At 41.7% G+C, this 22,499-nt stretch carries 18 protein-coding genes; 5 read left to right on the top strand and 13 right to left on the bottom strand.

Annotated elements, in window-relative coordinates:
• Nucleotides 1-197 precede the first annotated feature (197 nt).
• Nucleotides 198-1,970: a BspA family leucine-rich repeat surface protein gene (locus ABNE31_RS13280; protein WP_349351485.1), complete on the top strand. Its 1,773-nt coding sequence runs from the start codon at nucleotides 198-200 to the stop codon at nucleotides 1,968-1,970.
• Nucleotides 1,971-2,188: 218 nt separating this feature from the next.
• Here ABNE31_RS13280 and ABNE31_RS13275 read toward each other — a convergent pair whose 3' ends face one another.
• Both ABNE31_RS13275 and purL read right to left on the bottom strand, forming a co-directional pair.
• The gene (locus ABNE31_RS13275; protein WP_349351484.1) at nucleotides 2,189-3,958 is read right to left on the bottom strand and encodes a long-chain fatty acid--CoA ligase; all 1,770 of its coding nucleotides are present in this window, start codon (nucleotides 3,956-3,958) and stop codon (nucleotides 2,189-2,191) included.
• A gap of 126 nt (nucleotides 3,959-4,084) precedes the next feature.
• Nucleotides 4,085-7,786 carry a phosphoribosylformylglycinamidine synthase gene (purL, locus tag ABNE31_RS13270; RefSeq protein ID WP_349351483.1) on the bottom strand — a complete coding sequence of 1,234 codons (3,702 nt, stop codon included), beginning with the start codon at nucleotides 7,784-7,786 and terminating at the stop codon, nucleotides 4,085-4,087.
• A 195-nt stretch (nucleotides 7,787-7,981) separates the two neighbouring features.
• Here purL and ABNE31_RS13265 point away from each other — a divergent pair, with 195 nt between their 5' ends.
• Both ABNE31_RS13265 and ABNE31_RS13260 read left to right on the top strand, forming a co-directional pair.
• The gene (locus ABNE31_RS13265) at nucleotides 7,982-8,140 is read left to right on the top strand and encodes a hypothetical protein (protein WP_349351482.1); all 159 of its coding nucleotides are present in this window, start codon (nucleotides 7,982-7,984) and stop codon (nucleotides 8,138-8,140) included.
• Between the two features lie 74 nt (nucleotides 8,141-8,214).
• Nucleotides 8,215-9,807, top strand: coding sequence for an amidohydrolase (locus ABNE31_RS13260; protein ID WP_349351481.1), 1,593 nt, complete (start codon nucleotides 8,215-8,217; stop codon nucleotides 9,805-9,807).
• Between the two features lie 345 nt (nucleotides 9,808-10,152).
• Here ABNE31_RS13260 and ABNE31_RS13255 read toward each other — a convergent pair whose 3' ends face one another.
• A complete protein-coding gene (locus ABNE31_RS13255) occupies nucleotides 10,153-11,367 on the bottom strand; it encodes a methyltransferase domain-containing protein (RefSeq protein ID WP_349353052.1) in 1,215 nt (404 codons plus the stop codon).
• Nucleotides 11,368-11,426: 59 nt separating this feature from the next.
• Between ABNE31_RS13255 and ABNE31_RS13250 the strand changes: the two genes are divergently transcribed.
• Together ABNE31_RS13250 and ABNE31_RS13245 are read left to right on the top strand one after the other, a co-directional pair.
• Nucleotides 11,427-12,458 (top strand): oxidoreductase, encoded by a 1,032-nt coding sequence (locus ABNE31_RS13250; RefSeq protein WP_349351480.1) that lies wholly within the window; start codon nucleotides 11,427-11,429, stop codon nucleotides 12,456-12,458.
• Nucleotides 12,459-12,618: 160 nt separating this feature from the next.
• Nucleotides 12,619-13,590 carry a GNAT family N-acetyltransferase gene (locus ABNE31_RS13245; protein ID WP_349351479.1) on the top strand — a complete coding sequence of 324 codons (972 nt, stop codon included), beginning with the start codon at nucleotides 12,619-12,621 and terminating at the stop codon, nucleotides 13,588-13,590.
• Between the two features lie 11 nt (nucleotides 13,591-13,601).
• Here ABNE31_RS13245 and ABNE31_RS13240 read toward each other — a convergent pair whose 3' ends face one another.
• From ABNE31_RS13240 to ABNE31_RS13195, 10 genes are all read right to left on the bottom strand, one after another.
• Entirely contained in the window at nucleotides 13,602-14,528 is a 927-nt protein-coding gene (locus ABNE31_RS13240) for a hypothetical protein (protein ID WP_349351478.1), read from the bottom strand.
• A gap of 1 nt (nucleotide 14,529) precedes the next feature.
• Nucleotides 14,530-15,906, bottom strand: coding sequence for an MBOAT family O-acyltransferase (locus tag ABNE31_RS13235; protein WP_349351477.1), 1,377 nt, complete (start codon nucleotides 15,904-15,906; stop codon nucleotides 14,530-14,532).
• Nucleotides 15,907-16,017: 111 nt separating this feature from the next.
• A complete protein-coding gene (locus tag ABNE31_RS13230; protein ID WP_349351476.1) occupies nucleotides 16,018-17,253 on the bottom strand; it encodes a GNAT family N-acetyltransferase in 1,236 nt (411 codons plus the stop codon).
• Nucleotides 17,246-18,328 (bottom strand): GNAT family N-acetyltransferase, encoded by a 1,083-nt coding sequence (locus ABNE31_RS13225; protein WP_349351475.1) that lies wholly within the window; start codon nucleotides 18,326-18,328, stop codon nucleotides 17,246-17,248. The genes ABNE31_RS13230 and ABNE31_RS13225 overlap by 8 nt, the downstream gene beginning before the upstream one ends.
• Before the next feature lie 373 nt (nucleotides 18,329-18,701).
• Nucleotides 18,702-18,851, bottom strand: a complete 150-nt coding sequence (locus ABNE31_RS13220) for a hypothetical protein (RefSeq protein WP_349351474.1) — start codon at nucleotides 18,849-18,851, stop codon at nucleotides 18,702-18,704.
• Between the two features lie 95 nt (nucleotides 18,852-18,946).
• Nucleotides 18,947-19,390, bottom strand: a complete 444-nt coding sequence (locus ABNE31_RS13215) for a hypothetical protein (RefSeq protein WP_349351473.1) — start codon at nucleotides 19,388-19,390, stop codon at nucleotides 18,947-18,949.
• Nucleotides 19,387-19,737 (bottom strand): hypothetical protein, encoded by a 351-nt coding sequence (locus tag ABNE31_RS13210; protein ID WP_349351472.1) that lies wholly within the window; start codon nucleotides 19,735-19,737, stop codon nucleotides 19,387-19,389. The genes ABNE31_RS13215 and ABNE31_RS13210 overlap by 4 nt, the downstream gene beginning before the upstream one ends.
• Nucleotides 19,721-19,915 carry a hypothetical protein gene (locus tag ABNE31_RS13205; protein WP_349351471.1) on the bottom strand — a complete coding sequence of 65 codons (195 nt, stop codon included), beginning with the start codon at nucleotides 19,913-19,915 and terminating at the stop codon, nucleotides 19,721-19,723. The genes ABNE31_RS13210 and ABNE31_RS13205 overlap by 17 nt, the downstream gene beginning before the upstream one ends.
• 32 nt (nucleotides 19,916-19,947) lie before the next feature.
• Nucleotides 19,948-20,490, bottom strand: coding sequence for an RNA polymerase sigma factor (locus ABNE31_RS13200; RefSeq protein WP_293282186.1), 543 nt, complete (start codon nucleotides 20,488-20,490; stop codon nucleotides 19,948-19,950).
• 178 nt (nucleotides 20,491-20,668) lie between these two features.
• A complete protein-coding gene (locus ABNE31_RS13195; RefSeq protein ID WP_349351470.1) occupies nucleotides 20,669-22,495 on the bottom strand; it encodes an ABC transporter ATP-binding protein in 1,827 nt (608 codons plus the stop codon).
• Nucleotides 22,496-22,499: the final 4 nt, after the last annotated feature.

Below are 22,499 nucleotides of genomic sequence, written 5' to 3'. Positions count from 1 at the left end.
GGTTTGGTGTTCTCAAATATATAAAAATTTATTATGCATGCATAATAAATTTAGGTTAAGTGCAAATGATTTTTTATTCAATTATTGACTGAGAAGGCTCATCCGTCAGATCAAAAGGGGCATTGATCAGATCGTGGGGTAAAATATGAAATGAATGTGTGATATTGTCCACATATCTATTCACCTAAATTTTACTTATGAACACCAAGAATTTGTTTTACACAATTATTTTGATTGGATTGCTGTGGTCTTGCGGCAAAGATGAAAGTCCGGAACCGGCAAAGAACAATGCTCCCAAAACTGAGGCACAAACTTTTACTGTGGCCGAGGATATTTCAGATGCTATAACCATCGGAACTGTAAAAGCCACCGATGCAGACCAGGATGAGTTGACATTTAGTATTAGTACCAATGACAACAATTTATTTGAGATTAGCAATTCCGGGAGTTTAAGTTTGGCTTCGGGGAAATCGTTAGACTTTTCAGTTAAAGCACAGCATCAAATCGTTGTTTCCGTTACTGATGGGCAAGATCAAAAGGAGGCGGACATAACCATAAAAGTGGAGAACGTTATAGAATCTTTAGCAGAGGAACCGGATTCATTTGTGACTTTATGGAATATTCCAGAAAGTAATTTTGAGATAATGGTAGGTACGAACATGGATTATGAATACAATTATACAATAGACTGGGGAGATGGTGTCCAAGAAAATTTAACTACACAAAACCCTAGTCATATTTATTCACAACCAGGTATTTACAAAGTCGCAATCCAAGGTAATTTCCCGGCAATAAGTATGGGTACCCTAAATCCATATTTACAATCACAGGTAATAAATGTTTGGGAAAGTTTGGTCGGTATTGAGCAATGGGGTTCAATTGAGTGGAAAAGTCTGAAGTACGCATTTGCATTCTGCCCGAATCTTGAATATCATGCCGAGGATGTGCCTGACCTACAAAATGTTCAGGATCTTTCTGGAATGTTTCTTACTGGTAATTTGGTAGAATTGGACTATAACCAACAATCAGTATTTAATGCTGATTTAAGTAATTGGGATGTGAGCAATATAACTAATATGAGTGCCATGTTTGCCAACGCCCGTGAATTTACTTCCGACCTTAGCAATTGGGATGTTAGCAACGTGACTGATATGTCGGGGATGTTTGGAGACGCCATGTCATTTAACTCAGACCTTAGCAAATGGGATGTAAGCAAAGTAACTGATATGTCTGGAATGTTTAGAAGGGCAGAAGTTTTCAATTCGGATTTGAGTGATTGGAATGTCAGCAATGTCACGAATATGGCTTCTATGTTCTTCGGGGCAACTTCATTTAATGCAGACCTCAGTAGTTGGAAGGTTGACAATGTGATCGATATGTCTTGGATGTTTACACAAGCCGAATCATTTAATTCAGATATAAGTAATTGGAATGTGGTAAATGTCACCAATATGAATAGTATGTTCTCCAATGCAATATTATTCAATGCAAATATTAGTAACTGGGAGGTGGACAATGTAACCGATATGGGAAGTATGTTTGCAAATGCACAATCTTTTAATGCTGATATCGGAGGTTGGAATGTCGGCAACGTTACTGATATGCAAGGTATGTTTGCATATGCACAATCTTTTAATGCTGATATAGGCGGATGGGATGTTAGTCAGGTAGATGATATGACCATAATGTTCTTAGAAGCTCCAAAATTTGATCAAGATTTAGAAAATTGGAACCTTGAAAGTTTAAAATTTGCATTTGGAATGTTTAACAATAGCGGTATATCCCCAGTAAATCTTAGTACAACTATTATCGGTTGGGCCAATAATCCTAGTACATCCACAGATGTTCCTTTTGGGATTGACGGTCTTTCCATTTGTGATACAAATGAATCACTTGATGCTTATACTAAGCTGAAAGAGAATCTTCAATGGGAAGTTGCCAATGACCCTAATTTTGTGGCATGTCAGTAAAATTTTAATAGAATTTAAAAAACCAACGGATTTCCGTTGGTTTTTTTTATTACTGGCAACTATGCTTTGAGAGATTCCTCATCCCGATAGTTTTCGGGACGTTCAGAACGACAGTCGTTTTTGGAACCTTCTTTATTGAATATATTCACGGTACTTGAGATTTCTCACATTCGTTCGAAATGACAGTTAATCAGTAATTATTGCTCACTGCTAACTAATCAATGCCCGTAGATATCGTTGTAAAGTTCGAGGTACATTTCCTTAATAGGCTTACGCTTGAGCTTCATGGTTGGGGTTAGGTGTCCGTCTTCCACGGTCCAAACATCGGGGGTGAGCCTAAATTGCTTTACCTTTTCCCATTTGGCAAACTCTTGGTTGGCCCAATCCACTTCTTCTTGGAAACGTTCGATGACCTTTTCATTTTTCACAATGTCAGCATTGGAACCCAGCTCCAATTTATGCCGCTTGGCCCATTCCTTGACAAAGCCAAAATTGGGCTGTATAAGGGCAGCAGGCATTTTTTCGCCTTCGCCTACCACCATGATTTGCTCTATAAAACGGGATTGTTTAAATCGGTTTTCCAATAATTGTGGAGCTACATATTTACCGCCAGAAGTTTTGAACATCTCTTTTTTACGGTCTGTGATGCGCAAAAAGCCTTCGGTATCTATCTCACCGATATCCCCGGTATGGAAATACTCCCCGGTCATCACTTCGGCTGTTTTTTCAGGATCTTTGTAGTAGCCCATCATCACATTGGGCCCCTTGCATAGGATTTCACCGTCTTCCGCTATTTTCACTTCCACACCATCAATAATTTTTCCAACCGTGCCTATCTTCCAACCTTTGTTGCGCTGATCGTTCACGGCAATTACGGGCGATGTCTCGGTGAGTCCGTAGCCTTCCATGACGGGCATATCCGCTGCTGCAAAAACCCTCGCTAAGCGAGCTTGCAGGGCTGCGCTTCCAGAAACCATTACCGATAGGTTGCCGCCCAAACCTTCTTTCCATTTGCTGAAAATAAGTTTGCGGGCCAGTCCCAATTTCTTTTCGTACCACCAACCATTGGCACCGTAAGGCTCAAATTTAAGCCCGGTTTCCACGGCCCAGAAAAACAATTTCTTTTTGATTCCGGTAAGTGCTGCCCCTTTTGCAATAATGGCGTCGTAAACCTTTTCCAAAAGTCGGGGCACTACGGTCATCACATCCGGTTTTACTTCTTTTACGTTGTCACTGATCTTATCCAGACCCTCGGCAAAGTGAATCTCAATACCGCAATATTGGTATAGGTAAAGAATCATTCGCTCAAAAATGTGACAAACGGGCAAAAAGCTCAACGCGGTGCCCCCAGTTTCAAAAGGTACCCTCACTTCGCTCGATATTACATTGGATACAATATTATTGTGGGAGAGCATTACGCCCTTTGGTCTACCCGTAGTTCCCGAAGTATAAATCAAGGTGGCCAAATCTTCGGCCTTAACGGCCTTCTTCAATGCTTCCACTTCATCCTGATTGGAGGTATCACTTCCCATGTCAAGGACTTCTTTCCAATTTTTGCAATCCTTCAGTTCATCAAAAGAAAAGACTTCCTTCAAATTTTTTGCCTTGGATTGGATGGACTTTACCTTTTCAAAAACCTCTTCGCAGGAGACAAAGCATAACCTAGCCTCTGAATGGTTCAAAATGTACTCATAATCATCTTCGGAAATGGTGGGATAAATAGGTACGTTCTGTGCCCCGATTTGAAGAATGCCAATATCAATAATGTTCCATTCCGTTCGATTGGTCATAGAAATGATGGCAACCTTGTCGTTGGGTTTAATGCCCATCCGGAGCAAAGCGCGGCTGACCGCATTGGCCTTATCCACATATTCCTGTGTGGAGGTCGCTATCCATTTACCGTCACTTTTGGTGACCAATGATTTTGCTAAGGGATACTTCTCAAGTTGATAGTATGGGAAATCAAATAATCGGGTAACAGTTTGCATAGTAAGTTTGTGTAAAGCGTTTGCAAAATAGCAAATCAGACTTTAAGAATGAAACAGATTTAACAATTACCTAAGGTAAATTTTACCAATTTCCCAATTTATTGCCGAAAGTAACCCTGTGGATTTTTAATCTTCCAAGCTCTCTAGCCACACCCTAGCATTTACAAATGCTTGAAGCCAAGGTGACACCACATCCGTTCTATCCTTTGGATAGTGCGCCCAATTCCACGGGAAGGTAGACCGTTCAATATGGGGCATGGTCACCAAGTGCCTACCTGTTTTGTCGCAAAGCATGGCCGTGTTGTAATCACTTCCGTTAGGATTCGCCGGGTAGCCCTCGTAGCCATATTTGGCCACAATGTGATATTGGTCCTCTGCATGAGGCAAACTGAACTTGCCTTCACCATGGCTTATCCAGACACCCAAGGTAGTCCCCGCCAAATTGGACAGCATCACCGAATTGTTTTCTTGGATTTTGACAGAGGTGAAGTTGCTTTCGTGTTTATGCGAATCATTGTAGGTCATTCTACCATGGGTTCCGTGTTCCGGGTTGATGAGGTCCAGCTCCATGAACAATTGGCAACCATTGCAGATTCCCACCGACAGCGTATCAGGTCTCGCAAAGAAATCTTTAAGGGCTTTGTTGGCCTTTTCATTGTATTTAAAGGCACCAGCCCATCCTTTGGCGCTCCCCAATACATCGGAGTTGGAGAAACCGCCCACGGCACCGATAAATTGGATATCCTCCAAAGTTTCCCTCCCCGTGATAAGGTCTGTCATGTGCACATCCTTCACATCAAAGCCGGCCAAGTACATAGCGTTGGCCATTTCGCGCTCGGAATTGCTTCCTTTTTCCCGAAGGATGGCCGCTTTTGGTCGGGGGCTTCGACTCCGCTCAGCCCTCGAAAGTTTTCCGTCAAAACCTTTTGGAAAAACATATTGGAGCGGCTGCTCTTTATAATTGTCGTAGCGATTTTTGGCCAAACCATTGGCGGTTTGTTTATTGTCCAACAGGTAGGAGGTTTTGAACCAAGTATCCCTCAAAGAAGTAATGTTCAGTCCAATTTCAACGCCGTTGTTTTTGATGTTCAAGGTACTTTCCGATGTTGGCGTACCGATTTTGGTAAATTCAATACCTTCAGCTTTCAATTCATTTTCCACCGAATCATCTTTGGCTTGGAACACCACACCACTGTTTTCTGAGAACAGAAGTTTGATGATGTCAGCTTCGCCCAAACTGGACAAATCCAAATCAGCTCCCAAATCAGTATCTGCAAAGCAAAGTTCCAACAGGGTGGTAATCAAACCACCTGAGGCTACATCGTGACCAGCCAAAACCTGACCGTTTTTAATAAGCTTTTGCAAGGTGTTGAAAGCACTCTTAAAGTAGTTGGCATCCAGAACAGAAGGTGCTTCATCGCCAATTCCGTTCAAAATTTGGGCGAACGATGAACCCCCTAATTTATGGCTGTCCTTGGATAGGTTGATGTAATAAATGTCACCGCCATTCTTTTGCAACACAGGCTCTACCACTTGGTTGATGTTGTCGCAATGGGCCGCAGCGGAGATTATGACCGTCCCCGGGGACAATACTTCCCCATCCTTATATTTTTGTTTCATGGAGAGGGAATCCTTTCCAGTGGGTACATTGATGCCCAAATCGATGGCAAATTGCGATAAGGATTCGACCGCGGCATACAAACGGGCATCCTCACCTTCGTTTCTGCAGGGCCACATCCAGTTTGCGGATAGGGAAACAGATGTAAGACCATTCTGTAAAGGTGCCCAAACAATATTGGTCAAGGATTCCGCTACGCTGTTTCTGCTTCCTGCCACCGGGTCAATCAACGCAGAAATGGGGGAGTGACCAATACTGGTGGCAATACCTTCCTTTCCTTTAAAATCGAGTGCCATCACACCACAATTGTTTAAGGGCAACTGCAATGGTCCCGCACATTGCTGCTTTGCCACACGTCCGCCCACACAACGGTCCACCTTGTTGGTCAACCAATCCTTGCAGGCGACGGCCTCCAATTGCAATACTTGCTCCAAATACTCATGGAAATGCTCCAAGGAGTAGGCAAGAACCGGATATTTTTGTTGGGAGGTCTTGTCCGCCATGATGGTTTTTGGCGAACTCCCGAACATATCGGAAAGTTCCAAATTCATTGGGGTTTCGCCCGTGGTCCCTGAGGTGAATTTAAAGGTATGGTCGCCCGTAACTTCACCCACATTGTACATTGGGGAGCGTTCCCGAGCCGAAATTCGGTCCAAAAGGTCTAGGTCTTTGTCTCCGATGACCAAGCCCATTCGCTCTTGGGATTCATTGCCGATCAATTCCTTTTTGGAAAGGGTAGGGTCGCCCACAGGCAATTTATCGGTATCGATGGTGCCTCCTGTTTCCTCTACCAATTCGGAGAGACAGTTCAAATGTCCGCCTGCACCGTGATCGTGAATGGAAACAATGGGGTTATCGTGACTTTCAAACAAGCCTCGGACAGCGTTCGAAGCTCTTTTTTGCATTTCTGGGTTGGAGCGTTGCACGGCGTTCAATTCGATGGCGGAGCTGAATTCTCCAGTATCTGCGCTGGATACGGCAGCACCGCCCATCCCGATACGGTAGTTGTCCCCACCCAGAACGACTATTCTGTCTCCTTTCCTTGGGGTATTTTTTAAAGCTTGGTCGGTTTTTCCATAACCGATACCACCCGCCATCATGATCACTTTGTCGAAGCCCAACTTTCTGGGTGTCCTATCGAGCGCAGTCGAGATATCTTTCGACTCATCATGCTCAAACGTCAACACTGAACCTGCAATCAATGGTTGACCGAATTTGTTACCAAAATCGGATGCCCCATTGGAGGCTTTGATTAAAATATCCATGGGGGTTTGGTACAGCCAATCCCGCTCTTTCATTCCCTTTTCCCATGGACGATTTTCTTCTAAACGGGAGTAGGAGGTCATATAAACCGCAGTCCCCGCCAAAGGCAATGATCCTTTTCCACCCGCTAAACGGTCCCTGATTTCCCCTCCAGAACCTGTTGCAGCACCATTAAAGGGCTCTACGGTAGTCGGGAAATTGTGGGTTTCCGCCTTTAGGGATAGAACAGAATCAAATTCTTTTTCTTCGTAAAAATCAGGTTTGTCCGCACTTTTTGGTGCAAACTGAATAGCTTTTGGACCTTTGATGAAGGCCACGTTGTCTTTATAGGCCGAAACAATATCGTTGGGGTTGGCTTCGGATGTTTTTTTGATCAGCTTGAACAAGGATGAAGGTTTCTCAACTCCATCAATCACAAAAGTGCCATTGAAAATCTTGTGGCGGCAGTGCTCGGAATTTACCTGACTGAAGCCAAAGACCTCTGAATCCGTCAACTTGCGTCCTAATTTCTTCGCCAATCCTTCCAGATAGGCCACCTCTTCCTCGCTAAGCGCCAATCCTTCTTTTTCGTTGTACGCTGCAATATCATCAATCTCCATAATAGGCTCAGGAACAATGTTGATGGTGAAAATATCCTGGCCCAAACTGGCGTATTTTTGGGAGAGCATCGGGTCAAAATCGGTATAATCTGCTGAAACAGCACGGAATTCCTCAATTCGGATAATCCCCGAGATGCCCATGTTTTGGGTGATTTCGGTAGCGTTGGTACTCCATGGCGTAACCATAGCGGCACGTGGGCCAACAAAAAAGGCGTCGAGTGACGCCGCTTCGATCTTAGGCTGGTTGCCAAACAACCAAGTCAGTTTGTTCGTGTCTTCCTGAGTGATTTCCTGAGCGGTTTGGACGGCAAAAACCTTGGTCGCCTTGTCCCCAAAAAAATGGATCATACAATCTTTGCGTTGAACGGTTTAAGAAAGTGCAAAAATACGATTTTACGGCGTAATTCGAGATACCAACGGCGGGTTTTGTTAACGAACCGCTGTTGATAGCGCATCCGTCAGATCAAAAGGGGCATCCGTCAATTCATTGTGCCAAAAACCCATTGATTTTCATACGTTTGATTTTGGTTCAACGAAATTGACATGAAATCCATAAAAAAAACGAAGTTTTCGGACCGGTTCATTGCAAGCATTTTGCTATTGATTTTGGGAGGTATTCTTTTGATGCTTCTGGATGATGACCCCAACTGGGTGAATTTTTTCAAACATTTGATCAAAAATATCCTTCGGAATGTATTCTGATAGTCCATCAGCAAGCAAAGATTAAAGTTGTTTCACTATCTTAGGAGCATTATAGCTAACTCAAAACCGACCTTATGAAAACGACCAACCTCCTATTGTGCGGGATACTTCTTTTCGCAGGCATAATCACTGCCACAGCACAAAAAAAATACTCTAAAAGTCAGATTAAAAAGTTAAAGGCCGAAGTGGAAGCCCTTGTGGAAGCGAATCATAAGCAAACACAGGTCATGGTGGACAAAATCTTCAGTTTTGCGGAGCTCGGTTTCCAAGAAGAGGAAAGCTCCAAATACCTTACGGGCATCTTGGAAGAAAATGGTTTTACCATTGAACATTCCATTTCCAATATTCCCACGGCATGGTTTGCTACGTGGAGCAACGGCGAAGGCCCCGTGATTGCTTTGGGAAGTGACGTAGACTGTATCCCAAAGGCCTCACAGTATCCAGGTGTGGCCTATCATAAACCCATTGTGGAAGGCGCCCCGGGGCATGGTGAAGGCCATAATGCAGGGATTCCGTTGAACATCACCTCCGCTTTAGCGGTTAAGCAAGTAATGGAGCGGGAAGGTATAGGTGGAACCTTGGTGGTTTGGCCCGGTATTGCCGAGGAATTGGTCGCAGCCAAGGCTTGGTATGTGCGTGATGGTCTTTTTGATGATATCGATATGTGCATTTTTACCCATGTGAGCAGCAATTTGAGCGTTTCATGGGGACCTACCCGTGGTACGGGCCTAATTTCTGTGGAATATTTGTTTGAAGGCGAAGCAGCACATTCGGCCGGAGCTCCATGGCGAGGTCGTAGCGCCCTTGATGCCGCGGAGTTGATGAATATTGGATGGAACTACAAAAGGGAGCATTTGCACCCATTGAAGCGTTCCCATTCCATTTTTACCGATGCGGGCGACCAGCCCAATGTGGTACCTTCCAAAGCAGCCATTTGGTTCTATTTTAGGGACGTCACCTACGAAGGCATTATGGAAATGTATGCCGAAGCCAACGATATCGCCAAAGGTGCAGCTCTAATGACGGGTACAACCATGAGCTCCCGCGTGTTGGGAACTGCCTGGCCAAGACATTTTAATAAGGTAATTGCCGAGACCATGTATGAAAATATCAAACAAGTGGGGCTTCCTAATTGGTCTGAAGCTGACCAAAAACTGGCCAAGGCCGTTCAAACGGAAATGAAGTCCAAAAAAATCGAGGGCTTGCCCACTGAATTATCAGAAATTGGACTGCCTGTCTTGGAGCCCGTGAGTGGAGGTTCGGACGATATCGGGGATATATCTTGGAAAGTGCCTACGGTTACCATGCGTTTTCCGTCCAACATTCCTGGACTGCCAGGTCACCATTGGGCCAATGCCATTGCCATGGCGACCCCCATTGCACACAAAGGGGTAACTGCCGGCGCCAAAGCGGAGGCCATGACCGTGATGGACTTTCTCTTGAAACCGGAATTGCTTACCCAAGCTTGGGACTATTTCAACAATGAACAGACCAAGGAAACCAAATACGAGCCCATGATTGCTGCGGATGATATGCCGCCCACCTATTTGAACAAGGATAAGCAGGATATGTTTAGGCCCGCTTTGGAGGAATTCTACTATGACGAAACCAAGTACGATACCTATTTGGAGCAGTTGGGCGTAGAATACCCTACGGTGAAACAATAAGTAAATCACTTGTCATATCCAGCGCCCGCCTGGCAGGCGGGCGCTGGAATGATAAATTCCAAAGAACAAATTCCGTCCAAGGGTCATTTCGACATGAGCAACATGGTTGCGATTGAGAAATCTTATTTTCTAATTGGTTCTTGTAGGTTTCTCACGCTCCCGTTTGGTGTGTTCGAGTGTTTACGGAGGGAACTATCGAGAACTTTTTTCAGCAATCCATTTCCGAGCAAAGTTTAAATCACTTCTCGATACAATTTTGACTTCGTCAAAACCACTCGAAGTGACGAACAACACCTAACATGACATTCCGTTTTGGATGCGTAATCCATGTTATTCAGCCGTTCATCATGCCTTTTTCTTCAACAAAGCCATGTAAAACCCATCAAAACCGGTTTCCGAAGCAAAGATGTTTTGCTCTTTCACAAACTCGAAATCCTTTCCATTTTCGGACTCCAAAAAGGTTTTGACTTGTTCGGAATTTTCTTGTGGAAGAATGGAACAGGTGGCGTAGACCATCTGTCCGCCTTTTTTGACCATTTTGCTGTAATTCTGGAGGATATCTTGCTGAACGCCCATAATGCGTTCCACAAATTCGGGTTCCAATTTCCATTTGGAGTCAGGGTTTCTCTTAATGACCCCCAATCCAGAGCAGGGCGCATCCAGTAGTAATCGATCTGCGCTATTGTGCAATTTTTTGATGACCTTATTGGAATCGATGACCCGGGTTTCCATATTGTGCACCCCATTGCGACGTGCTCTTTTCTTCAGCTTTTTCAATTTACTTTCATAAATGTCCAAAGCGATCAATTGCCCTTTGTTCTTCATTTGGGCTGCCAAGTGAAGGGTTTTACCACCCGCCCCGGCGCAGGCATCTATCACCCGCTGGCCCGGTTCCACTTCCAAAAAGGGGGCAACCAGTTGGGAAGAAGCGTCTTGAACCTCAAACAATCCATCCTTGAAGGCTTGGGTAACGAACACATTTTGGCGCTCTACGAGTTTTAGGGCATCAGGATAACCTTCAATGAATTCAGTGGCAATATCCTCCTTGGCCAAGAAGCTCTTCAGCTGTGGTTTGGGAACTTTTAGGGTGTTGGTGCGGAGAATGACATCGGCTTGCTGATTTTGAGCTGCAATTTCTTTGGTCCATAACTCACTGCCCAGTGATTTTTCTCCCAATTCATCCATCCAATCCGGGACGGATTCCCTGAACTTTCGGATTTTGGACAATTCATCGAACCGACCTTTTATGCGACGCTCCGGTGTGCCTTCCAATTGTTTCCAATCCGGGATGCGAATCCCGCGAAGCACACACCAAACCCCGAACAAACGGAACAGATGCTCTCTGCTATACGGCTCGTGCACTTCGGCAATTTCAGAGTAAAGGCGTTTCCAGCGAACGATTTCATAGGTGGTCTCTGCAATAAAGCCACGGTCGCGGGAGCCCCAGCGTTTATCGTAGCGCAATACTTTTTCAATCACCTTATCGGCATATTCCCCTTCATTAAAAATCATATGGAGGGCATCAATTACGGCAAATACCAAGTTTCTGTGTAAACGCATCATCTTAAATAAGGTTGCAAAGGTATGATTTCTGCGTACTTTTGAGGAAAATAAATACCATGAGAGCCATTCTTTCCTTTTTTGTTGCCTTACTTGTTATTTCTTGCGCAGAAGAACGCAAGGAGCAACCGTTTCAATCGGTAACGGTAACTCCTGTTTTTGAGGATTCGGTGAGTATCCGGGCCATTACGTTTCTGGATGGTAGAACCTTGGCGTTTGCTGGTAGCAATGGGGTATATGGAACGGTGGATGTAAATTCCAATAAAGTGCGAACCAATACGCAGTATTACGATTCCATCACCCCAAGTTTTAGGGCTGTGGGCGGTACGTCGGAAGATTTTTTTATGCTTTCTGTGGAAAGTCCGGCGTTGTTGTACAAAACAGGGGAACAGGGCAAAATGGAATTGGTGTACACCGAAAAGGGCGAGGGGGTATTTTATGATAGCATGGCTTTTTGGAACGATTTGGAAGGCATTGCCGTGGGTGATACGGTAGATGGTTGTCTTTCCATCATCATCACTAGGGATGGAGGCAAAACATGGGATAAATTAAGCTGTTCAGAGCTTCCACAGGGTATTGAGGGGGAAGGGGCCTTCGCGGCCAGCAACAGCAATATTGTCACGAAAGGGGATAAGGTTTGGATAGGCACCACAGCCGGCCGCGTGTATTTCTCCGGTGATAAAGGTGCAACTTGGTCCATCCAACAAACTCCCATTATTTCTGCTGAACCGACCCAAGGGATCTATTCCATGGACTTTTTTGATGAACAAGTTGGATTTGCCATTGGAGGCGATTACACCCAACCTGAATCCAATGTCGCCAACAAAATAAAAACCACGGATGGCGGGCAAATATGGCAGTTGATTGCTGATGGTGAAGAACCGGGCTACAAGAGTTGTGTACAGTTTGTGCCCAATTCCGAAGGTCAGGAACTTGTGGCCATTGGGTTTACGGGAATTTCATATTCATTTAATGGGGGTGAAACGTGGCGGGAACTAAGCGAAGAGCCCTTTTTTACGCTACGCTTTCTTAACGATTCCACGGCTTATGCCGCAGGAAGTAAGAGAATAGCTCACCTACGTTTCCAATAATTGAGTTTATTGCATTAGAAATCTGCGAACTGGTATAATACATCGAAATGTATGGACCTTCAACTTTTTTTCCTGTTTATTTTTATAGAAAACCCTAGATTTAATGGGGATGCTTTATATCCCTAAGTACATCATATTTTTAAATAGAAAAAAAGGATTAATGATTCTCGAATCAGGGTTTGTTTTTAATCTTTTCTTAAGGAGAGTCCTATCTCCATTTTATGCCAATCCCATCTCTAACAAGATAACGGGGAAAGTATATGATACAACTCCAATTCAACCATTATCCATTGGAAGGAGAGCTTTTTTCGTTGAGAAGGATATTCCTGAATACTTAACGGCCGAAACTGTTGATTCACTTTCGGATTTTAAAGTGAAACCAATACGACAATATAAAGGTTTCGCGTGCAATCTGGATGGGTATACTGATGTTGCCGATTATTTAAAAGAAAACTTGGGAAAATCAACCATTAAAAATATCAGAACCAGAAAAAGGCAGCTTGAAAGTAGGTTTAATGTTGTTTATAAATTTTATAGCGGAGAAATTGATAAGGAGCACTACGACTTTTTGTTCGATAGGTTTTATCACATGTTGAAAAATAGGTTTGATGAGAAGAAAACCTACAACAGATATTTGTTGGATTGGAAACATTATTTTGAGATGATTTATCCGATGCTGTTGAAAAATGAAGCTTTGCTTTCCGTTATTTATGCAAATGATGAACCTATCTCAATTTCTTTGGAATTTTGTTTGGAAGACATATGCTTCGGCTACATTCATGGCTATGATTCAAATTATCACAGATATCAACTCGGTGACATTAGAATGGTTATATTGCTTGAATGGTTGATTGCCAATAAATTTAGGTTTTTCGATACCTTAATGGGTGAAACTGTGTTCAAGGCCAAATGGTCAAATCACATCTACAATTTCCATTATGATGTGTTCTACAAGAAAAATTCAATCTCCTCCTTGGTGAGACTCAATTATCTAGAATTTAAACTTCGGTTTAAACAATGGTTACGGGATAAGGGCATTCTAGGCAAATGGTTCAAAATGGATAAATTTTTATATAAGAGAATGGCCAAAAAACTAAAGAATCATAATTGGAAAAACATGGAGGTGAGCTAACCATTGAACATTTACAGTCCTAAGTGCTCTATGATACTTTTGGCGACCAAACTTCTGCCATTGTTATTCCAATGCATATCGTAAATCAAGGTAGTTGGTCTCTTTGACTGCTCAAATTCACTCCCAAAATCAATTATATCAATACCTTTTTCCGTGCAGTGTTCTAAAAATTTTGGAGAAGTATTTCTTTTGTCCAATAAGATGCTTGTTTTTGTTGGGTTAATGGGGTATACTTTCAATAATTTGTCAAAATTGCCAATATAAAGACTATCCAACACGGTTTCTTGCTCAGTGTTTGATGCTTTTTTGGCATCTTGTTTTTCTGTCATTAGGTTTTTTACAGGGTCCAAAAACCCGATTTGAGAAGCATAATAGAGCAATTTTATGTTATCCCTTATTTTAAATGGGATAGAATTCAACTGTTTTATCCGGCCCGTGTTGGGTTCGTAGGTAGCCCTTCCCAAGTCCATAGGGTATTTCATATAGATTACAATAAGGTCTATTTTATCAAAGTCTTCAGCGTAGGCCTGTAACAAATGTAGCTGGTCGGCTAGATCCCAACCGGCATACCCATATTCATAAACTTCAAGGTCTTTGGTTCTATTTTCGATTTTTTTACCGATGGAGTTGTAATAATTTTGGTGAAAACCTTGTATGTAAGAATCTCCGATTATGGCCAATTCTTTTTTTGAATAACTAGGTGTAAACTCTCGGTAAGAGTTGAAACCTTGGTTGTTGATATGGTATTCCGAAAAGTTTTGCCTTCTGTTTCCCGTCACACTAAAACCATTATAATTTGGAATTCTTTTCTCGACACCCATTTCGTCAATAAACCTTGGTGAATCTTCTGGATACAAGTGAAAGACCCTGACCAACAGCTCTAATGAAAGAACAATCAGGATAAGGTATAGCCATGTTTTTAGAAATAATTTAATCATATCAGAACTGGAAATAAATAAATGAACGATCGACCCCGTCGTCATAAAATAATAAAATACAGAATATTACCAGGGTATATGCAATAAACCTAACAATGGGCGATTTAAATTTGAATGGATTTCTCTCGTCCCTTCTCATCCTGAATTCGTAAAGAACGAAAATGGCAAGTAGAACAAAATAATCTATCATTCTATATCCCATAGGGTGGTGGTAAGGTTCCCAATGAAACTCCGTGAAGAGTCTTTTAATGAACACAAAAGAGTCTGTCAACGATTCCGATCTAAAGAAAATACGTGAAAACGTTACAATCACGAAGGTTGTAAATAGTTGTCCTATTTCTTTAAAGGTCGGGAATAGAGTGTTTTCGGCAACAACATTATTTTTATAAATGGTATTTCTTCCCATCAGAAACACAGGAATATAGGCCAGGGCATGGAAACCTCCCCAAAATATAAAGGTCCAATTGGCACCATGCCAAAATCCGCTAACCAAGAAAATAATGCAAATATTGCGGATGGATTTTAGTCTACTTACCCTTGACCCGCCCAGAGGTATGTACAGATAATGTCGGAACCAAGTGGAAAGTGAAATATGCCAACGCTGCCAATATTCTGCCACATTTCTAGAAAAATTGGGGAACTTAAAGTTGGACATCAGCTCGATTCCAAAAAGTTTCGCCGTACCAATGGCGATATCGGAATAACCCGAGAAATCCCCATACACTTGAAAACTAAATAACGAGACCCCTAGCACCAGGGTAGAGGTGGGCATTGTATCGTAGTTGGCAAAAATATCATCCACCATTGGTGCGATACCATCGGCTATGACCATTTTTTTAAAGAGGCCCCAAAGTATTAATTTGAGTCCTTCCACGGCCTGTTCGTATTTAAAGGAACGTTTATTCGTAATTTGTCCGAGCAAATTGGACGCCCTTTCAATCGGGCCGGCGACCAATTGGGGGAAAAAAGCGACAAAGGTTGCAAAATCGAGAAAATTATGGGTCGGTTTTATTCGTTTAAAGTAAATATCCAACGAATAGGACATGGTTTGGAAGGTATAAAAGGAAATACCTACCGGAAGTATAATGTTCAAAGTCCAGGTGCTTTGTATCGGGTAGCCAAAAAGGAGTACCATATCCACAAAGGCATCCACAAAGAAGTTATAATATTTAAAAAAACCCAGAAGGGAAACGTTGAACAAAATACTCAGCCAAAGTAATAATTTTCCCTTATCACCTTGAGTTTGTTTTTTATGTATGGCAAGGCCAACAAAATAATCGACTATTGTACTGGCTAGTATCAAAAATAGGAAACGCCAATCCCAAAGACCATAAAAAATATAACTGGCTGTTAAGATCAATCCATTCTGAACCTTCAAGTTGTTGAACTTTGCAACCATCCAGTAAATAATAAATACCAGAGGTAAAAAAATCAGATATTCGACCGAGTTAAAAAGCATAATTCCTGTCTAGTTTTTATAACTTGAAAATTAAGTTAAACTTATAATCTTAGAGGTTTTTTTTCCTTTCAATAAAAATTGATTCTCCTTTTCTTCCAGTTTAAATATGTTTACATCTTGCGAATTTTCACCATAGAGATATAGAAAATCAAAAAGCACCTTTTTGATTTTTGGATCATAACGATCAATTTCAACTATGTCCACAGCGTCCATAACATCATAATCCTCAAATATTGGATTGCTTGGTATTTTTCCATCCTTTTGTGGCTTATGATCCCCGCTATTTTTTAACGCAAAGCGGACTTTATTGAGTACCCTATTGATTCCTTTATCCCTTAGATATTGTTTGGTCTTGAAAAAAGTGGTTAAAAAGAAGGCTTTTGTTCGAGAGATGGTTGATTTGGGATTGTAGAGTATATGATATTCAAAATCATATTTTTTGGTGGACCACCTTACTTTATAATCGAAGTACCCTTTTGAAAAATCCAAGATTTTGTAATTTTTGGCTATGCCCCATTCAATCAAAAACATGATATTGACGGATCCCAAATGAAATTTGGAATAATCAATATCAAAAACAGTGATAGCGTCGAAAATTATGTCTTTAGAAAAATAGACCAGTGTAATGGCAATGGGCATCCCATGATCTTGAATAACAAAAAGCCCTGCTTTACTTTCTTTGATCATGGGGAGGACAACTTTCTTATAAAATTCCCATTCTTGCTTATCCAAGTTGTTGTTGTGTTCCCCTTTGTCCTCAAATCTCTTTTCTAGAAGTGTTCTAAACTGCTTAAAAATAGTATGGTAATCCTTTTCAGCGATTTCGCCTGTGAACATTTTATACTGAATGTCAAAACACTGTGTAAGCCTCTTTTTGTATTTATTTAGTTTGTACCTACTTGATTTTTTAAACTTTTTGAGCATAAAGTCTCCCAGGCTGTCAAAGCCTTCCAATTCAATTAAGAAGCCAGGATATTGCCTTATTTTTTTAAGTCTGAGTGATTTTTTTGGTATATGTTTAGGGCAATTAAAGTAAGAGGGTACATCATGGATCAACAGGGTTTTGTTTTTGATTTGGAATTCGTTCGTCATGGAATAGTAAATTCCTTTGGTATGGGTTTCCCCTGAATTGATATAAAGGCCGGAACCGCTTTGGTAGAACTCGGTTCCCTCAATGTCCTTTATCTTGATCCTAGAGCCTGCTTTATCAAAATGTTTGAACCATGTATTTATAAAAACCTTCGTAGCATAAGGGTTATCAATCATTGGACAGACAATTTATTTCGGAGATTTCGATATCATCAGAATCCATATTTTGGCGATATAGTGGAAAGAAACAGGAACTTCTATCGATTGGCTCTTCCAATCCTTCCTTTTCCCTTAATAATTGATTGTATTTTGGTTCGTCCACAATGTATTGCCATGAGTTGAACTCACGATAATCTTTGGAAAACCCTGATTTGAAATAGAAAAGGGAATCTTTTTCCTGTCCGCCCAATCCACCTCCCAGGTTAAGATTGGTAAACCCTTCTTGGGAACCTATTGTTTTGGCGTGGTCTATCAGAAGTTTTATCGGATTGAGGTGAAAAAACTTAGCTCTGACCCCGGATAGGTGATACTGCATTGTTGCTCCCTTTTTTGTAAATATAGCGCCACCTGCAAATTCACCTGAATCTTTGTGTATTGCGGCCATGAGTTCCGCATTGATTTGTCCGCTTGCCAAAAGTTCGTAGAAATAGTTTTTGCCAAAAAAGTAACTAGGCTTGGCATTCACCCGCTTCATATTTTCGCAGTAGGTTTTTATAAAAGAGTCAAGGTATTTTTCGCAAGCACCATCGATAATTTCGTATTCCTTAATCTCTTTATTGATGTATGTTCTTAACCTTCGTTTGTAATCTTTCTTTTGTTCTTCTTCACTTTTTGTAAGATCAATATTCACAACCTTGCCATGAGAAACAATTTTTCCAATGTTTTTTAAGATTTGATGTTGGTTTGCAATATAGGGGTGCAGTCTGGAAAAAACGGATATTATTTTATTTTCCCTCAAATAATTATCCAATTGTCTTCTGAATTCTTCGTTGTCGAAATCCGTACCAATGTTTTTCCCCAAGGGTCCTACATATCCATAAACGGATGTAGCATCTTTAAGGTCCGTGCCTTCAATGTTTCTGATCAATAATGGCAATAGGATATGGGTGTTGCCATGTGAATATTTAAGCAAAACAGGTTTGTCTCCTTCTTTCTTAGATATTATATGGTAATCATAAGTATGGTAGAAATCGGATTGGTAACATTGATCAATAATCTCACTCCATACGTTCCTGTTTTCAATCGCAAGCATATTTATTGAGATTTCTGCTATTGTGTTGTAAAATTACATAAGATTGGACAAATTGAGTTATGACAAATCTCATGTTCTCTAAGACGAAAGATGTCTTGCGTGCAAAATTCGATGAAATTCACTTTAAGCAGAATAAAAAGCGACGATATCGTCGCTCCTATTATTAATCAACTAATAACAAATCAATCAAAAACTAAAAGTTTGCAGCCACGTTGTGGTGTATACCTCTTTTGTGCCATACTCCCAGATATGGTATAATCTTCTCCCATTTCAGTAAGTTACTTTGCTGACTTTGGGCAAGGCTCTGACTAATACACAATCTTTTCCTCTCAGCATATACCACACGCCATCGGCGTAGTAGTAATTTGTTTTTTTAGTGAAAAATCACTCTTGGATTGGAACTTGTTTTTACAACGGTGCCATGTTTTGGATAGACCCTTACTACCGTTCTTGTCCATGCATAGGTCCCAAGCATGATTCCCAAAAAGGCAACCGTAACCCAAATTACCTTTATTATTTTCATAACAAATGATTTTAATAGTTAGACTATGGGTTATTGCCAAGGTTTAATAAAAAAGGTTTCAATGTACTATTTATAATTTTTTGGTTTTGAACGACTTATCCGCCACCACGCCGCTTTCGGAATTCTTGAATCATCTGCCGCTTAAAGTCTTCTTCGGCCTTGACCAATAGGAGAACCTTTTTGGCGGGAATCACGGTTCGCAATCTGGATAAAAATTCCCGATCTACCTTTTGTTTTTCAGATTGTAGTTCGAGCAATCTGTCCAACAATCGTTCAGAATCAGTGTTGGAAAGGTCTTGTGCCCTAGCAATATTGACCTCTAATTCCGCACGTTCTTTGCGACGGATTTCTTCCAGGTTATCCTCGTGTTCGTTGTAAATGGGCCAAAATTGTTGGGCTTCTTCGCTGGTCAACCCCACCCGTTCCGTAATAAAGGCCACTTTTAGGGTTTTGATGCGGTCTCGCACAGGTCCTTGGGCATGCATTAGAAAAGAGAAAAGCAATAGGGTGCAGCTTATGAGTGTTCGTTTTGTCATCATGGGGTCGCTTCTAAGTTTAATTCTTCAATATCATCCACATTTTCATCCAAATAATCCATAAGGATGTCATCTTCCAGATCATCGCTCAACACATCGTTGAGTTGAATATCCGTTACGGAAACCACTTCGGCAATTTCATAGGAACTCATGTCGAGGTCGGTCTGCTCAAAATAGGCTTCTATTTCTGCATTGGCCAGATCATCGAAACTGATGGGCTCGGTATTCGGATTCCAGTTGATGCCAAACAACAGCACCAATAAGGCAGCAACGGCTGCGGCTCCGTAATAAAAATTACGATTGGGCTTGAATGAAATGACCTTTGGCTCCTTCTCAACGGACTTGGACAAAATAGTAGGGGGTAAGCCCATCCAAATAGCCATCGGGAACCACAAAACCATCGGTTTTGGGAATACGGCTTTCCGCTTCTTTCACTTCTTCCTCGTGGATTCTATCCATCAAACGGTCGTTGAAGCTTTCGAAGTAGCCCTCGGGAGTTTGAAAATTATTTTTTTTGTCCTTTTTCATATGTTGTTTTGACTGCTGAATGTGCCAAAGGTTTAATTTTCTTTAAGATACGTTTCTATTTTTTTAACCGCCAAATGGTAGGAGGTCTTCAATGCGCCCACCGAGGTCTCCAAGGCTTCCGAAATATCGGTATACTTCATTTCCTGAAAATACTTCATGGTAAACACCAATTTTTGCTTATCGGGTAGGGTGGAAAGCGCTTTTTGCAGTTTCAGCTGTATCTCATCACCTTCAAAATACACATCTGCCTGCAGGTTTTCCACCATTCTGTCCTTCAATTCTTGGTCGCTGACTCCCATTTTCTTTGACCGTTGCTTCAAAAATGTCAAGGATTCGTTGGTCGCAATGCGGTACATCCACGAATAGAGCTTGCTGTCGCCCTTAAATTGGTCGATATTCCGGTAGACCTTGATAAAAGTGTTCTGGAGCACATCGTCCGTATCGTCATGATTGAGTACAATCCTTCGGATATGCCAATACAAACGTTCTTTGTAAGTGTTTACCAACACCTCAAAGGCTTTTGCACGGCTGGCTTCCTGCTGGAGCTCTTGGACCAAAGTTTCCTCAGCGATCAATATTCTTATGGTTTGATGCTTAGACTAAGGTACAAGGAAAAGGTTTAATTCTTCTATGAACAATTTTCAATGAGCAATTAACAATCTACAATGGTAAAGGGGCAATGGATAAAGGATGAAGGTTGAAGATTCATGTGAGTCAAACCGGAAAAATCTAAAAACCCAATTACCAAGTCATCTATGAAGCAAATGATTGCATCTCCACCAGCTTTTTATAGCTTTTCGCGGATTTCATGAGCTCTTCGTGGGTGCCTTGTTCCACAATTTCGCCTTTGCTCATCACCACAATGGTATCCGCATTTTGTATGGTGGACAGTCGATGCGCAATAACAATCGAGGTTCGGTTTTGCATCATTTTTTCCAGGGCATCCTGCACCAATCGCTCACTTTCGGTATCCAAGGCCGACGTAGCTTCGTCCAAAATCATAATAGGTGGATTTTTGAGTACCGCCCTTGCAATGGACAAGCGCTGTTTTTGCCCGCCGCTCAATTTGTTTCCACTGTCGCCAATATTGGTGTCGTAACCATTGGGCAGCTCCATGATAAAATCATGTGCATTGGCCACTTTTGCGGCTTCCATAATTTCGTCCATGGTAGCATTTTCCTTGCCCAAGGCGATATTGTTTTTTACCGAATCGTTAAAAAGGATGGAATCCTGCGTTACCAAACCCATTAAGCTGCGTAGGGATTTTTTGGTAATATTTTTAATGTTGGTGCCATCAATTAAAATATCACCTTGGTTCACATCGTAAAAACGCGTTACCAAATTGGCCACGGTGCTTTTTCCGCTTCCGGACTGCCCTACCAGCGCAACGGTTTTTCCTTTGTCCACCTTTAGGTTGAAGTTTTTGAGGACGTAATCATTCTCATATTTAAATCCAACTTCTTTTAATTCAATTCCACTAGTAAAGGATGATTTTTCTTCGGCTCCTTCCAAATCCTTGATGGGATTGTCGGACTCAAGGATTTCCAGAACACGTTCTGCCGCAGCATTTCCTTTTTTGACCCCGTAGGAAGCTTTACTGATGGCCTTGGCCGGGGTTAAAATATTATAGGCCAGACCCATGTAGGCAATAAATGAAGAGGCATCCAAAGTTTTATCCACCAATACCATTTTACCACCAAACCACAACAATACGCCAATGACCAAAATACCTAGAAATTCTCCAGTGGGTGAGGCAAGGTTTTGCCGATTCAACAACGAGTTGGAAAAATGAAAAAAGCGGGTAGTGGAATGTTTAAAGGTTTGATAAAACCGGGATTCTGAATTAAAGGCTTTGATGACGCGAAGTCCGCCCAAGGTCTCCTCCACAATGGATAGGAACTCACCTTGTTCTTTTTGTACACGGTCCGATTTTTTCTTTAAGGACTTTCCGATTCGGGATATGATCATTCCCGCTACAGGAATAAAAACAAAAACAAAAATGGTCAGTTTTGTGCTGATGCCGAACATCACCAAAATCGTGAAGAATATGGTGAGCGGTTCACGCACGATCAACTCTAAAATGGACAAAAAGGAATGTTGTATCTCCAAAACGTCAGAAGTGATTCGTGCAATGACGTCCCCTTTGCGTTTTTCCGAAAAGAAGGAAATGGGCAGGTCCACAATTTTCTGGTACATTTTGTTTCGGATATCCTTGAGTACCCCATTCCGAAGAAAGGTAATGAAGTACATCGCCAAATAATTGAAGAGGTTTTTCAACAAAAATAAACCAAGTACCAATCCAATGACCAACACCAATCCTTTCATCTCATCATCACCAGAATAGGCCGTAACCCGATAGTTGATATAGTCCTGCAAATAATCCTTGAGGGAAGAAAAACCCTGATAAACGGGTTTGGTAAACACTTTCTGCTCTGGTTTGAACAGCACATCCAACATGGGAATCAAGGCCGCAAAGGAGAGGGCACTGAAAAGTGCGTAAAGAATATTGAAAAAAATATTCAGGGCTCCGTATCTGCGGTATGGTGCCGCAAACCGAAGAATCTTTTTAAAGTAGTTCATTCAC

This window comes from Flagellimonas sp. MMG031 (assembly GCF_040112705.1).
In the GTDB taxonomy this organism is placed as follows: Bacteria; Bacteroidota; Bacteroidia; order Flavobacteriales; family Flavobacteriaceae; genus Flagellimonas.
Note: the sequence above shows the minus strand (reverse complement) of the source record. Positions and strands in the feature narration are given on the sequence as shown.